At 45.0% G+C, this 13,789-nt stretch carries 15 protein-coding genes; 1 reads left to right on the top strand and 14 read right to left on the bottom strand.

Going from position 1 to position 13,789, the window contains the following annotated elements; all coding sequences use genetic code 11:
• Positions 1 to 10 precede the first annotated feature (10 nt).
• Positions 11 to 1,411: a replicative DNA helicase gene (locus tag OH459_RS25270; protein WP_005451521.1), complete on the bottom strand. Its 1,401-nt coding sequence runs from the start codon at positions 1,409 to 1,411 to the stop codon at positions 11 to 13.
• Between the two features lie 320 nt (positions 1,412 to 1,731).
• Here OH459_RS25270 and OH459_RS25265 point away from each other — a divergent pair, with 320 nt between their 5' ends.
• A complete protein-coding gene (locus tag OH459_RS25265; protein WP_009697565.1) occupies positions 1,732 to 2,496 on the top strand; it encodes a DUF481 domain-containing protein in 765 nt (254 codons plus the stop codon).
• A gap of 78 nt (positions 2,497 to 2,574) precedes the next feature.
• On the opposite strand, the gene rplI is transcribed toward OH459_RS25265, so the two are convergent.
• The 13 genes from rplI to pilM form a co-directional block, all read right to left on the bottom strand.
• Positions 2,575 to 3,027, bottom strand: coding sequence for a 50S ribosomal protein L9 (gene rplI / locus OH459_RS25260; protein ID WP_005451518.1), 453 nt, complete (start codon positions 3,025 to 3,027; stop codon positions 2,575 to 2,577).
• A 32-nt stretch (positions 3,028 to 3,059) separates the two neighbouring features.
• A complete protein-coding gene (gene rpsR / locus OH459_RS25255; protein WP_000090472.1) occupies positions 3,060 to 3,287 on the bottom strand; it encodes a 30S ribosomal protein S18 in 228 nt (75 codons plus the stop codon).
• A gap of 288 nt (positions 3,288 to 3,575) precedes the next feature.
• Positions 3,576 to 3,956 (bottom strand): 30S ribosomal protein S6, encoded by a 381-nt coding sequence (rpsF, locus tag OH459_RS25250; RefSeq protein ID WP_005451516.1) that lies wholly within the window; start codon positions 3,954 to 3,956, stop codon positions 3,576 to 3,578.
• A 257-nt stretch (positions 3,957 to 4,213) separates the two neighbouring features.
• Complete coding sequence (gene rpe, locus OH459_RS25245) at positions 4,214 to 4,885, bottom strand: ribulose-phosphate 3-epimerase (RefSeq protein WP_005451514.1); 672 nt, start codon at positions 4,883 to 4,885, stop codon at positions 4,214 to 4,216.
• 99 nt (positions 4,886 to 4,984) lie between these two features.
• Positions 4,985 to 5,824 carry a Dam family site-specific DNA-(adenine-N6)-methyltransferase gene (locus tag OH459_RS25240; RefSeq protein ID WP_005451513.1) on the bottom strand — a complete coding sequence of 280 codons (840 nt, stop codon included), beginning with the start codon at positions 5,822 to 5,824 and terminating at the stop codon, positions 4,985 to 4,987.
• A gap of 69 nt (positions 5,825 to 5,893) precedes the next feature.
• Entirely contained in the window at positions 5,894 to 7,396 is a 1,503-nt protein-coding gene (locus OH459_RS25235; RefSeq protein WP_269989323.1) for an SPOR domain-containing protein, read from the bottom strand.
• A 53-nt stretch (positions 7,397 to 7,449) separates the two neighbouring features.
• Positions 7,450 to 8,550, bottom strand: a complete 1,101-nt coding sequence (aroB, locus tag OH459_RS25230; protein ID WP_038898114.1) for a 3-dehydroquinate synthase — start codon at positions 8,548 to 8,550, stop codon at positions 7,450 to 7,452.
• Between the two features lie 31 nt (positions 8,551 to 8,581).
• Positions 8,582 to 9,100, bottom strand: coding sequence for a shikimate kinase AroK (aroK, locus tag OH459_RS25225; RefSeq protein WP_005451507.1), 519 nt, complete (start codon positions 9,098 to 9,100; stop codon positions 8,582 to 8,584).
• 189 nt (positions 9,101 to 9,289) lie between these two features.
• Complete coding sequence (locus OH459_RS25220; protein ID WP_005451505.1) at positions 9,290 to 11,041, bottom strand: type IV pilus secretin PilQ; 1,752 nt, start codon at positions 11,039 to 11,041, stop codon at positions 9,290 to 9,292.
• A gap of 34 nt (positions 11,042 to 11,075) precedes the next feature.
• The gene (locus OH459_RS25215) at positions 11,076 to 11,591 is read right to left on the bottom strand and encodes a pilus assembly protein PilP (protein WP_005451501.1); all 516 of its coding nucleotides are present in this window, start codon (positions 11,589 to 11,591) and stop codon (positions 11,076 to 11,078) included.
• Positions 11,581 to 12,174: a type 4a pilus biogenesis protein PilO gene (locus OH459_RS25210; RefSeq protein WP_005451500.1), complete on the bottom strand. Its 594-nt coding sequence runs from the start codon at positions 12,172 to 12,174 to the stop codon at positions 11,581 to 11,583. Before OH459_RS25210 ends, OH459_RS25215 begins: the two co-directional genes overlap by 11 nt.
• Entirely contained in the window at positions 12,167 to 12,742 is a 576-nt protein-coding gene (locus OH459_RS25205) for a PilN domain-containing protein (RefSeq protein ID WP_005451499.1), read from the bottom strand. The genes OH459_RS25210 and OH459_RS25205 overlap by 8 nt, the downstream gene beginning before the upstream one ends.
• Complete coding sequence (gene pilM / locus OH459_RS25200; RefSeq protein WP_026138410.1) at positions 12,726 to 13,742, bottom strand: type IV pilus assembly protein PilM; 1,017 nt, start codon at positions 13,740 to 13,742, stop codon at positions 12,726 to 12,728. Before pilM ends, OH459_RS25205 begins: the two co-directional genes overlap by 17 nt.
• Positions 13,743 to 13,789 lie beyond the last annotated feature (47 nt).

Raw genomic sequence — 13,789 nt, 5'->3', positions numbered from 1 at the left:
GCTCATTGCATTACTCATCATCAATATCAAATGCTGGACCCGCGTAGTTATCAAAGCGCGAGTGTTGACCTTGGAATGTTAAGCGAACCGAACCGATAGGACCGTTACGTTGCTTACCAATAATGATTTCTGCCGTGCCTTTGTATGGACTGTCAGGATGGTAAACCTCGTCACGGTAAATGAACATGATCAAGTCGGCATCCTGCTCGATAGAGCCCGATTCACGCAAGTCTGAGTTAACCGGACGTTTATCTGCGCGTTGCTCTAGGGAACGGTTTAGCTGAGATAGCGCAACGACAGGCACATTCAACTCTTTCGCCAACGCTTTAAGTGAGCGCGAGATTTCCGCGATTTCCAAGGTACGGTTATCCGAAAGAGCAGGCACACGCATTAGCTGAAGGTAGTCGACCATGATCATGGACAAACCACCATGCTCACGAGCGATACGACGAGCACGAGATCGCACTTCGGTTGGCGTTAGACCCGAACTGTCATCAATGTACATGTTCTTCTTGTCCATAAGAATGCCCATGGTAGAAGAAATTCGCGCCCAATCTTCATCATCTAGCTGACCAGTACGAATCTTCGTTTGGTCAACACGAGATAAGGACGCCAACATACGCATCATCAGCTGTTCAGCAGGCATCTCTAACGAGAAGATAAGTACAGGTTTGTCTTGGCTCATCGCCGCGTTTTCACACAAGTTCATCGCAAAGGTAGTTTTACCCATCGATGGACGCGCCGCCACGATAACCAAATCCGAACCTTGTAGACCTGCCGTTTTCTTGTTGAGGTCATTAAAGCCGGTCGTTACCCCCGTCACACCGTCTTGCGGGGTTTTATACAGAATCTCAATTCGCTCTAGTGTTTTCTCCAGAATGTTATCCACGTTTTGTGGACCTTCATTCTCGCTAGTGCGTGATTCTGCAATGGCGAAAACTTTACTCTCCGCCATATCAATTAAGTCTTCTGAGCTTCGACCTTGAGGATCGTAACCAGCATCAGCGATTTCGTTCGCGACACCAATCAAACCGCGTACAATCGCGCGCTCCGCGACAATATCAGCATACGCGTTAATGTTCGCCGCACTTGGGGTGTTTTTGGCAAGATCAGCAAGGTAGGCAAAACCACCCACGTCTTCCAATTGTTCGTGACGCTCTAGGTGTTCAGATAACGTGATCAAGTCGAGAGGCTTACCATCTTCAAGAATGGTTTTAACCCCTTCAAAAATCAGGCGATGGGGACGACTATAGAAATCACTACTTACAACACGTTCGGCTACGGTGTCCCAACGTTCATTGTCTAGTAATAGACCGCCAATTACTGATTGCTCAGCTTCTAGCGAGTGAGGTGGCACCTTGAGTGCTTCGACCTGACTGTCTGAAGGTTTGCGATTTCTGTTTTCCGCCATGACTTTGCTCGATAACTACTAATGACCCAAGATTATAACCTTAAACTTAGCTAAGATGCTTCCCTCATGAGACAATTACTTGTTAAGAATTCCACAAGTGAAGAACTAAAAAGTGGCTTTTTATAGTGCGAATTTGTTCGATTACGATAGAATCTCATCAATCCGTACTGAAGCATATTGTTTGTAAAGTTTAACGCCTTCATAAAGGTGTCTAACAAGGTTCTACCGCTTAGGTCTAATAAAAATTAACCTATCATTGACCCAATAAAACATCTGTATCAGTATCATGCCCCTCCTTTTTATTTACGTTCGAGGTTTTTGTGTCCCGATACTGGTTACTTGGCTTTAGCTTACTTTGCACGGGAGCATCGTACGCTGAAGAATCAGTAAAGCCAGAGCAAGAAATTGAAGTGCCCGATCCTCTAAAAACTGAGGTCGAGTTCGGCTATCAAGCTCACACAGGTAACACGGACTCTCGTTCCCTGAATGCTCGTCTGAGTGCTGAATACACTTCTGGTCGCCACCGTTCTAATGGCGAATGGAAGTACTACAACCTTTACAAAGATGGCGAAGAAGACAAACGCTCTTCGACCTATAGCGCACAAACCGACTACAAGTTAGGTCCAAAGACATACTTGTATGGCAGTTTTAAAGGGGTTGATTCACGCTACAGTGCTTACTTTAAAGACTACACTCTTTCTGGCGGTCTGGGTTACCAGTTCGCTTATACTGAAAACTTCACCCTTGAGGCAGAAATTGGTCCTGGTTTTCGCTACCAAGAGCCAAATTTAGATGAGATTGATGATGATGACATCGTCTTTCCAGACATCGTTCAAGAAGGGATCTTGCGTGGTAACATCAATACCACGTGGCATGCACTTGATAACTTGAGCCTTTCTGCAGATATCACGTTAGTGAGTGGTAGAAGTAACACGCGTGTCGACAGTGATCTTAGTGTTACCAATGACATTACCGAAGACATTGCTCTAAAATTAGCGCACTCTCGCCAATATCACGATAAAGTGCCAGAGGGCTTGAGCAAGGCGGATAGTGTTTTTTCCGTCAACCTTTTGTTTGCCTTCTAACTCCCGCTTTTCATCATATTCAGACATAAAAAAAGCACCTCCGAGGAGGTGCTTTTTACTATTTCGCTTGGTACTGAATTACTCAGCAGCAACAACTTGTAGGTTGATTGTAGCGAAAACTTCAGAGTGAAGTTGAACGCTGATCTCGAACTCACCAGTGTTACGTAGAGCACCTTCAGGAAGGCGAACTTCGCTCTTAGCAACTTCAACGCCTGCAGCTGTGATAGCTTCAGCGATGTCACGAGTACCGATAGAACCGAATAGTTTGCCTTCGTCACCAGCTTTAGAAGCAAGAACAACTGCTTCTAGAGCGTTAACTTTCTCAGCACGTGCTTCAGCAGCAGCTAGTTGCTCAGCAACTTTAGCTTCTAGTTCAGCGCGACGAGCTTCGAACATTTCAACGTTGCCTTTAGTCGCCATAACTGCTTTACCTTGAGGGATAAGGAAGTTACGTGCGTAGCCAGATTTAACGTTTACTGTGTCGCCAAGACCACCTAGGTTACCGATTTTATCAAGTAGAATAACTTGCATTGCTTAATCCTCTTTCTTAATAAAACGACCGATTACTGATGCTTATCAGTGTACGGTAGTAGAGCTAGGTAGCGTGAACGCTTGATAGCGCGAGCTAGTTGACGTTGGTATTTAGCGCTTGTACCAGTGATACGGCTAGGAACGATTTTACCAGCTTCAGTGATGTAGTTTTTAAGAGTTGCTACGTCTTTGTAATCAATCTCTTGTACGCCTTCTGCAGTGAAACGGCAGAATTTACGACGACGGAAGAAACGAGCCATGGGCTATCTCCTGATCTTAAATTTGAGTAATGTTGTCGGCGATAACACTAACTTCCTAAATCTTTCGATTGGAGTGACAAGTGATAAGCTCACTTATCTTAATGCTACTGCCTTGTACTAAATCTGAGTGAATACTTGTGACCTAAGCCCAGTGACGACTACCTGTCTAAATCTGCAGAGTAAAACTCTATCCGAAACCAACAGTGTCTTATTATCAATAGGCTTAATTACGAATGGGCAATTTGGCAATGAAGCCAAGTAGCACCATCCGGATGGTCAAAAGAAAAATTACTCAGCAGCTGCTTCTGGCTTAGCTTCAGCACGCTCTTCGCGACGAGGAGCACGCTCTTCTTTCTGCTTAAGCATGATAGATTGCTCAGTGATAGCCGCTTTAGTACGCATGATCATGTTACGTAGAACTGCATCGTTGAAACGGAAAGCAGTTTCTAGCTCATCGATTACAGCTTGGTCAGCTTCAACGTTCATTAGAACGTAGTGAGCTTTGTGAAGCTTGTTGATTGGGTAAGCCAGTTGACGACGACCCCAGTCTTCTAGACGGTGGATTTTACCGCCAGCTTCAGTGATTGAACCAGTGTAACGCTCGATCATGCCAGCAACTTGCTCGCTTTGATCTGGGTGCACCATGAATACGATTTCGTAATGACGCATTGGTTGCTCCTTACGGATTATTCAGCTTCCACAAATGGCTCAGTCGTCCAGAGGAAGCAAGGAACTAAAGAAAATTGACTGAGTTTTAAGGAGCACGAATAGTACAGAAAGGACGCAAAATAGGCAAGTGATTATTTGCACACCGCGATGGATATTTTTTCTCGGTTCGCGCTAGAAACAACAAAGGCTGCCGGTACGGTGGCAGCCTTTCAAATCATAGCGTTAACGCGCTAGTTTAAGAGCGTGTTTATCCGCGCTTATTTTGCTTCTGCAAGCTCAGCGCGCATTTTATCGATCACTTGCTTGTAATCTGGCTCACTGAAAATCGCAGAGCCTGCAACAAACATATCTGCGCCCGCTTCTGCGATTTCACGAATGTTGTCCACCTTCACACCACCATCGATTTCTAGGCGAATATCACGACCAGACTCATCAATCATCTTACGCACTGCGCGCAGTTTATCTAATGTGTGAGGAATGAATGATTGACCACCAAAACCTGGGTTAACTGACATCAGTAGGATCAAGTCAACTTTATCCATAATGAACTCAAGGTGAGCAAGTGGGGTTGCAGGGTTTAGAACCACGCCAGCTTTACAGCCGTGCTCTTTGATTAGTTGAAGCGTACGGTCTACGTGCTCAGATGCCTCAACGTGGAAAGTAATCATTGATGCACCTGCTTTCGCGAAATCAGGAATGATGCGATCGACTGGCTTCACCATTAGGTGTACATCAATTGGAGCTGTGATGCCGTAATCACGTAGCGCTTTACACACTGGAGCACCAAAAGTCAGGTTTGGTACATAGTGGTTATCCATAACGTCGAAGTGTACCACATCCGCACCCGCTGCGAGAACTTTCTCTACGTCTTCACCGAGACGAGCAAAATCAGCCGATAAAATGGATGGAGCAATTAGAAAATCTTTCATACCTGACCTCAGTAGTGGCGAGCAAACAGCAAACAATTTGCGCGCAATTCTACCGAAGCCAGTGGGGAGATCCACTATTTCAATGCAATAGTGTGAGAATTAAGAGTCAGATTTGTCCGCGTCAGGTGCACGAAATAGCGCCAGCAACTCGTCAACTTTATTACGGCCACTGCCATTACGACTGATGGTTCGCTTCACTTTTACGACATTAAGCTCCGCACCATGATAAAGGCGACGCGTTAATGTCGTGTCATGGTTTGAGATCAGAACAGGGATACCACGTTCAGTTGCGGCTTTCTCTGCAATATCAGCCAATGCAGCTTGATCATCCAGCGTAAAGCCGTTGCCAGCATAAGAGGTAAAGTTCGCCGTGTTCGACAACGGTGCGTACGGTGGATCGCAATAAACCACACTGCCTTTACGCGCTCGACTGAACGTTTCTGGGTAACCTTCACATACGAACGTCGCTTTCTTTGCTTTTTCAGCAAAGAATTCTAGCTCCGCTTCTGGGAAATAAGGCTTTTTGTAAGAACCAAACGGGACATTAAAGCCGCCTTTTTTGTTATAACGACATAAGCCATTAAAGCCAAAGCGGTTCATGTATAGGAACGCCAACGAGCGGTACATCACGTCATCTGTTTTATTAAACTCGGCGCGAATATTCAAGTACGCTTCTTTGCGATTGTTCTCTGCAACAAACCAGCGCTTCGCTTCTGAGATGTACTCTTCAGGACGCTCTTTTAGTAAGTTATAGAGATTAATCAGGTCGGGGTTAATATCCGCCAGTAGATAGTGGTCATAGTCGGTATTTAGAAAAACCGAGCCAGCACCAACAAAAGGTTCAACTAGCTTTCGAGCCGGTGGTAAATGACGTTGGATGTCTTCAACCAGACCGTATTTGCCTCCTGCCCACTTAAGAAAGGCTCGTTGCTTTTTCATCTACTGCTCTATCTATCGACCAAAAATTAAGGCTGCGGAATGTAACATATTTTTCAACGAAGCTCAGGATTATTTCACGCGATCAATTTCTCGATGTACTTGACCCAGTGATTTTGCCCATGGACTCACCGATTTAAGTGCATCTGGCAAGCTTTCAACAGCGTCTCGCGCCAGCTGAATCGTAGGGTAATCTTGGTAAGTGATAATGTACCACTCTGTTCCGCTACGAACGGTTGGATAAATTCTCACCTGACCATTTAAGTCGTACTTATCAAGGAACGCTTGTACATCCTCCATCGCCGTCATTGCCCCCAACTGTAAAGTGTAAGCACGAGGCGATAGTGCTTTCAGCTCTTCTCGAGCAAAAGAGAACTTCACTATCGGTTTTCCAGACGTCGCTTTCTCCGCTTCAGGCTGCTGACCGGTTTGAACCACATTGATCAATGAGGAATTTGATGCGCTTTTCGCTTGAGGGATAGATTCTTCGACAACCGTTTCAATGTTAGTGGTATCGGCTGCTTCAGGCTTACCTTCTAGAAGTGCGTCAACGACATCCGACTCAATCACAACGCGTTGCTGCTTATCTTCGCTGCCGACACTCGCTACTTCACTCGTTACCGCTGGAGGAAGAGCATCTGAATCATCCGTAGCGTCTGTCAGGTTAGTATCATCCGAAGGCTCTGAGCCATCATCCATCGATGAATCTGCACGACTGATTTGAGCCTCTGGCTCGTTTAGAGTTGGAATGGCAGTTTGCTCAATGACTCCAGTGATTTGCTGCGCTTTATCATCAGGGCTTGGTTGATTATACATCCACCAATATCCACCAGCCGCCAACAAAAGTAATACCAGCACAACGAGTGCAATGTTAAGGGGCGAACCGACAATTGAGCGGATAATGATCCTTTTTTCCACTTTCATCTCTCCTAAAGCCATGATGTCACCCGGTACCGGGTCAACTTTCTTGAATGCATCTCGAACGCGTTTTTCAGAGTCATCATCGACATATCGAATCACTAGCGACTCAAAAAAGCGACGAGCTTCAACTTCTGACAGCATATCAATATCGAGTTCAACTGGCTTGTACTCTTGTCCGTAGCTAATACGCGACAATACTGACTCTAAACGCCCAGTTTGCGTGAACAGTAAGACGTTGATTTTCCAATTTGGATTGGCTTGCGCAGCAAGCACTAGCATCCATAGCTCTGAAACTAGGCTTTCACTCAACAAATGCGCATCATCGACCACGATGGCAATATCGCACGTGTCATCACCTAAGATTCTCTCCAAGCTATCGAGCAAAGTATCTTGCTGATTGAACAACGCATCCGAGACGATCTGACTCAAGATAAGCATGCGACGCTGCACATCATCTTGATTTGAATGACAAAGTAACAAACATTGATTTTTGTTACTGGCACCGAGCTCAAGGTATCGCTGTGCCAACCAAGATTTTCCGTACCCGGCTTGACCATTAACAGCGATCAGATTAGACGCAAAGTTAGTTAATAAGCCTAATCGGTCTAATAACTCGGTTTGTGAATCCAATTCAAGAACGTGAGCGAAACTCATCTAAATAACCTTAATAAACTACAAGAATGACGCCCCAAGGCGCCATTACAAGGTTAAATGTCTCGACCGAAGTCGATAGCTTGTTTGATTATGTCTTGCGGCGTATCAGCAATGACTTCGGCACTACCAATACCCGTAGGTAAAACTAAGCGTAATTGACCAGACAATACTTTTTTGTCGCGCATCATGTGCGTCATGAAGTCATCAAAAGTCATGCTATCTGGCGTATGCACTGGCAGTTTTGCTCGGCGCATAATGGAAATGATGCGATCAAGCTGCTCTTGCGAAATTAATCCACGCAAATGAGATGTTTTCGCCGCCATAATCGTACCCGAAGATACCGCTTCACCGTGTAGCCAGTTACCATAACCAAGTTCAGCTTCAATGGCATGGCCAAAGGTATGACCCAGGTTCAACAGCGCTCGAATGCCCGACTCTTTCTCATCTTGAGCAACCACTTCCGCTTTGATTTCACAACAACGTGCAATAGCGTAAGTTAGCGCCTCTTCGTCAAGTGCATACAATCGTTCTAGATTCTCTTCTAGCCAATCGAAAAACGCAGCATCGTAAATGATGCCGTATTTGATCACTTCTGCAATACCCGCTGCAAACTCGCGTTCTGGCAGTGTCGATAGGCAGTTAGTATCGATGATAACGGCTTTAGGTTGGTAGAAGGCACCAATCATGTTTTTGCCCAGCGGATGGTTAACTGCGGTTTTACCACCAACTGATGAATCCACTTGAGACAATAATGTGGTTGGGATTTGAATGAAATCAACACCACGTTGGTAACACGCCGAAGCAAAACCTACCAAGTCGCCAATAACACCACCACCTAACGCAATAATCACCACATCACGAGCATAACTTCCCTCTAGCAGGAAGTTCATGACTTGATTAAATACGTCTAAGCTTTTGTATTGTTCGCCATCTGGCAATTCAAGCAGGGATGCATCACAACCGAGCTGTTTTAGTTGGCTAAGAATTTTATCCGCATACAGAGGCGCGACCGTAACATTACTGATCACAACCACTTTCTGGTTTGCGTTTTTGCTTGAAAGAATTTGAGAAAGGTACGCCGGGTCTTCAAATAACCCGGCGCCAATTGAGATTGGGTAGCTACGCTCTGCTAGATTGACCGTAATCCGTTCCATCGGTGTGCTCCAATTTGAAAAAGATAAATGCTTATCTCTCTTCTAGCATTTTTACGATCTGGTTGGCTACCACTTTTGCACTCTGATCGTCAGTACGAACTGTGTAATCCGCTACTTCTTCGTATAGAGGGTTACGTTCGCCTGCCAAACTTTCCAACACTTCACGAGGGTTTTCAGTTTGAAGTAGAGGACGCTTCTTGTCGCGGTTTGTACGCGCAAGTTGCTTTTCAATAGTTGTTTCTAGGTAAACAACAACACCACGTGCTGAAAGACGGTTACGGTTTTCTTTGCTCTTAACAGAACCACCGCCTGTTGCTAGCACGATGCCTTGCTCTTGAGTTAGGTCTTCAAGTACCGCTTCTTCGCGCTTACGGAAGCCTTCTTCGCCTTCTACATCAAAAACCCAAGCAATGTCTGCACCAGTGCGTTCTTCGATCACTGTATCAGAGTCTACGAACTCCATATGCAGTTGCTGTGCTAGATGTCTACCAATTGTACTTTTGCCGGCACCCATTGGGCCAACAAGGAAAATATTACGTTTCTCAGCCATATTTAGCGATAATTTACAACGTTAATTCAATAAGATCGCCACAAGAAACACACAGCCAAACTGCTGTTCTACAAGGCTTGTGGCACCAATTCCTCACAGATAATTCGTGATAAGACCCGAAATTATCCAAGCATGGTGCCACTAATGCAACTTTATTTTTGATCTAATCGATTTTTTACTCGCTGAGTCTTACTGAATCACCACTTTAGGCGTAACAAAAATCAGCAACTCACTTTTACCGACATTTTCGTAACTTCGACGGAAAAGTGCCCCTAACAGCGGTAAATCACCTAATAAAGGTACCTTATCGACGGAGTTTGTAATGCTGTGTTGGAAAATACCACCAAGCACAACCGTCTCACCATTATTCACCAATACTTGAGTGCCAATACGCTGAGTATCAATCGCAACTGCCTCACCGGTACCAGTTTTTACCACTTGACCCGGTCTATCTTGCGTAACACTCAAATCCAGCACCAAACGGTTATCAGGCGTGATCTGCGGTGTCACTTTTAAGCTCAGCACCGCTTTTTTGAACGTTACGGATGTCGCACCGCTGGAAGAGGATTCTAGGTAAGGAATTTCAGTACCTTGTTCAATATAAGCTGGCTTCTTATTGGTAGTAATTAAACGCGGACTAGAAATGATTTCTGCTTTTGACTCTTGTTGCAACGCAGACAACTCCAAATCCAACAAAGTATCAGACCCTAGTTTCGCAACTTGGAAAGCAATACTGGTTGCATTCGGGCTGGTTGCAGCAAGGTTAACGTTAAGGAAGTCATCAATACCAACACTGCCGCCACCGTCTTCACCATCGCCGTCGCCACCGCCGCCATCGTAGAGACCAATAGTTGCAAGGTTGTTCTCGATCGATCCACCAACCGTATGACTACCATTAATCGATGTGAAGCCCCAGCGAACGCCAAGTTCATCCATGTTACCTTCATTGATAGTCACGATACGTGCTTCAATCTGAACTTGTTTTACTGGAATATCTAATGATTCAATGATTTCACGAATTACTTGAATATTCTCCGGCAACTCACGGATCAATAATGAGTTAGTACGCTCATCAATCGTCATGCTGCCACGATCAGAAAGCATACTAATGTTACCTTCACCGTTAATCATCTCTGCAATATCCGATGCTTTCGCAAAATTCACTTTGATAATTTCAGACGAAAGCTCACCCATTTCTTGTTCAAGCTTTTGTTTTTCTAGTTGTTGCTTCTCGCGCAGATCGAGCTCATCCTTCGGAGCAACCAAAATAACGTTACCATCTACACGCTTATCCAAGCCTTTGACTTGAAGGATGATATCCAGCACTTGTTGCCAAGGTACACCGTCCAAACGCAAGGTCAGGTTCCCTTCAACTGAGTCTGAAACCACAAGGTTAAACTGGTTGTAATCAGCAATAAGCTGCAGCACATTTCGCACCGGAATATCTTGGAAGTTAATCGAAATCAACTTGCCTTCTTTTTCCAGAATACTTTTGTCTGGTGCTTTTTCGTTGGCTTTGAGCTTACCAACCTTCACCTCAAGGTAACGTCCTGTGAGGCGATAGTCATGGGTATAATCTTCATCAATGTAAGCGACCAAACGCGTCGTAGAGGTATCGCGGAAAACCTCAACACTCTCTACCACTGTAGAGAAGTCTTTTACATCAAGTAGATAAAGCTGATCGTCTTTAACTGACGTATTGAGCAAGTCGATACTTAAACCTTCTTGCACACGCTTGATATCAACAATAGCAGCTGGCGATGCAAGCTCTACGACGATAACCGCGTCTTTATCTTTATTAGTACGGAAGTCGATGCTCTTAAGCGAGTTAGACTTTACTTCTTCCGCTGCGACTAAAGGGGCTAAAAGTAGAAACAACCATAAAGAGAAGAGCCCTGTTAGCTTCCTTGGTGTCAGTGTTAATCCTTGTCTCATTTTCATCATTACTCAATATCAAAAATAAATGCAGCTATGCCTATCTCAAAGCCAACTTAACTTTGCGTTTTTGCCAACAGCCCAAACCGTCTGGCAAGGTTTCATTAATCAATAAATAGTTGTGGGATACATGGGTAACCTTGCCATTGTTGCGTCCGAGGTATTGACCTGGTTTTACTTTGTAAACAGTGCCATTCGGAGCCTGAACCAACCCAGAAACACTGCTGCCGATACCCATCACACCCTTCAAGCGCAGTTGCGCAAGAGGAAACCTTTCCAATTTGCCAGTTCGCTTTCTTGAAGGAGGTTGCCAGCAGTCTTTTCTTGCAACAGGTTGAGTCGCAATCGTTGCCTCTTTTGGTAATTCGAAAGGTGCACGCAATATTTCGGGTTCGTAATTAACGACAACATACTCTTCAACAGGCTGCAGTTTGGTGACATCACGGCGAGCTTGGTTCTCCACGTCACGAATAAATTCCGTCAGTGATTCATCATTGGCTTGGCAGGCAGTCAAAACGCCAGCAATACACACCATCAGCAAAGATTTACTTCTCATCTTTCTTCACCTCTGGTTTGAACTGGTAAGTGTTTGCTTTCACACGAAAGTGCAGAGTTTCACTCTCTTGGCTGACACGCTGCCAAGTCACGTCTTTAAAAGTGATGATGCGTGGCAACGTCGCAATCGCTTGGGAGAAACGACCGATATCATGAAAATCCCCTGTCAACTCAATGTCGAGCGGTAAACGATAAAGGAAGTGTTCTGATTGCTTATCACCCCAGTCGATTCGGGTGAACGTCAACTTATTATCAATTCCGAGTTCATTCACCGAAGCCAACATGGTTGCCAGCTCTTTCTGTGCAGGCAGTTGTTGCAGTAGCAATTCGTATCGAGTAGTAAGCTCATCAAGTTGCGATTGCAATTGAGGCAAAGCAGCGACTTTGTTCGCTTTGATCCGTAACGCAACTTTTAAGGTTTGTTCTTCTTGAATAAGGTTATTCAGCTGTTCTTGCTCTGGCTTTAAATAAAACCAATAACCAAGGCCTTGAATCAGCACAACTAACAACAAGATCACTACTATCTGAGGCACCAATGGCCACTCAGCGATCTCATCCATTTCTAGATCTTGCCAATTAACCATGTTGGTTACCTCCTTTCACCGAGGCGTCTTTGAACATGAAGGAAACTTTGAAAGTCTGAAACTCTTTCCCAAAACGCGCTTTACCATGAACGATAGAATGCATGTCGACATCTAGCAGCTTGGCTGAACGCTCCATGTTGTCGAGCATGGTGGCCAAGCGAGGTGTACTATCAGAGATACCCGAGATTTCAATTTCATAATCATTCATTTTGATCTTATCGACGTAGACTCCTTCAGGGATCACCGACGGCATCAGGTTCATGAACTCCGTGGTTTTATTACGCCCATTTTGCAAACCTTCAACGATCTTTAACCTCTCCAAGATCTTGCTGTGCTCTTGTTCAGCAATCTTCATCGCTTCGATTCGTTTATCAAGCTGGGAGATATAGTGCGCCAAATAATCAAGGCGCTGCTGTTGTTGATCCTGCTGATATTGATAGAACTTACCAATGCCCCATTGCACGCCCAACGCAACAATCACCCCCAAGACGATCAAACTGAGAAAGCGGCGGCGGTGTTCTTCACGTTGATTCTCACGCCATGCAAGGAGGTTAATGTGATACAGCATGTTTGCCTCCTAGCCATTGAATACCTCTAACCGCTAAGCCCGCAGCCGCAGTAAAATGCTGCCAATCTGCTGCACGGCGTTTGCGTTTCGATACTTTCATCTCGAATAGACCGAGCGGATTAAGCAACTCACACTCCAATGCCAACTGACTTGAAAGTTCTTCTGCTAACATTGGCGTAGCTGCACCTTCACCAGACAACCAAATGCCTTTGATGTCTTGACTTCCATTAATCGAGGTATAGAGCTGAATCTGGCGCTTTACACGATCAACGATTTGTCGATTAAACTGCTCGGTAGCAACCTGTGTGTCTTCAGCAAGAGGGTCTTGCTGAAATAGATCATTTGAAGTGCGCGTGCCGTAAGGAAATTCCTTGTGGAACAATTCACTCTGCTCTGTAAACATGGTGAAAGAGCTGCTCAATGCACTGATATCCAACAAGCAATACTTGCTCTTTTCAGGGAAGCGCTCGACAGCCAGTTTCCATATATGCCCTAAACTTTGTGAATGCACGTCCACCAGCACGGTTTTCAAGCCTGACTTTTGCAGAGCATCGACGCGAGTTTCAACGACATCTTTGCGAGTCGCGAATACTTGATAACTGTCTGTTCCACGCATCTGCTCATCGGCATCAAGCTTTACAAAATCAAGACTGAGCTCTTCAACAGGAAATGGGGATTGATGCGAGAAAGCTTGCACCACGGCAAACTCTTTCTCACTCTCCTCCAAGTTCTGCTCAATTTGCAGCTTCTTGCTGATCACGGCATTATCAGGAACAGAAATTGCAACCCGTCGAGCCCAAAATGGCAGCTCTTTTCTTATCTCTTTAAGGGTCTTTACAATTTCTTGATGATTTATGGTGTTATTTTCAGCGACAATACCTTCCTTAAGTATTATTTCTTTGTAACCCAATAAGGCGTAACTGTTGCCATTGGGTTTAAGTACCACGGCTTTGAGGCTGTTATGGCCAATATCTATGCCCGTAACTAATAGCTTATCCATCTCTACTCTCGCTCCGAAATTCCTGCGTGCTTATGTAGTTAGCGCAC

The sequence above is a fragment of the Vibrio sp. MM46 genome (genome assembly GCF_027587135.1).
GTDB lineage: Bacteria > Pseudomonadota > Gammaproteobacteria > Enterobacterales > Vibrionaceae > Vibrio > Vibrio harveyi.
This window is presented reverse-complemented; position numbering and strand designations above follow the sequence as displayed.

Coding starts and splice junctions, on each gene's coding strand:
- rpe (WP_005451514.1), bottom strand. CDS start 4,885: ATGAAAGATTTTCTAATTGCTCCATCCATTTTATCGGCTGATTTTGCT.
- OH459_RS25210 (WP_005451500.1), bottom strand. CDS start 12,174: ATGGTTAATTGGCAAGATCTAGAAATGGATGAGATCGCTGAGTGGCCA.
- OH459_RS25220 (WP_005451505.1), bottom strand. CDS start 11,041: ATGAAAATGAGACAAGGATTAACACTGACACCAAGGAAGCTAACAGGG.
- pilM (WP_026138410.1), bottom strand. CDS start 13,742: ATGGATAAGCTATTAGTTACGGGCATAGATATTGGCCATAACAGCCTC.
- rplI (WP_005451518.1), bottom strand. CDS start 3,027: ATGCAAGTTATTCTACTTGATAAAATCGGTAACCTAGGTGGTCTTGGC.
- aroK (WP_005451507.1), bottom strand. CDS start 9,100: ATGGCTGAGAAACGTAATATTTTCCTTGTTGGCCCAATGGGTGCCGGC.
- rpsF (WP_005451516.1), bottom strand. CDS start 3,956: ATGCGTCATTACGAAATCGTATTCATGGTGCACCCAGATCAAAGCGAG.
- aroB (WP_038898114.1), bottom strand. CDS start 8,550: ATGGAACGGATTACGGTCAATCTAGCAGAGCGTAGCTACCCAATCTCA.
- OH459_RS25240 (WP_005451513.1), bottom strand. CDS start 5,824: ATGAAAAAGCAACGAGCCTTTCTTAAGTGGGCAGGAGGCAAATACGGT.
- OH459_RS25270 (WP_005451521.1), bottom strand. CDS start 1,411: ATGGCGGAAAACAGAAATCGCAAACCTTCAGACAGTCAGGTCGAAGCA.
- OH459_RS25235 (WP_269989323.1), bottom strand. CDS start 7,396: ATGAGTTTCGCTCACGTTCTTGAATTGGATTCACAAACCGAGTTATTA.
- OH459_RS25215 (WP_005451501.1), bottom strand. CDS start 11,591: ATGAGAAGTAAATCTTTGCTGATGGTGTGTATTGCTGGCGTTTTGACT.
- OH459_RS25205 (WP_005451499.1), bottom strand. CDS start 12,742: ATGCTGTATCACATTAACCTCCTTGCATGGCGTGAGAATCAACGTGAA.
- rpsR (WP_000090472.1), bottom strand. CDS start 3,287: ATGGCTCGTTTCTTCCGTCGTCGTAAATTCTGCCGTTTCACTGCAGAA.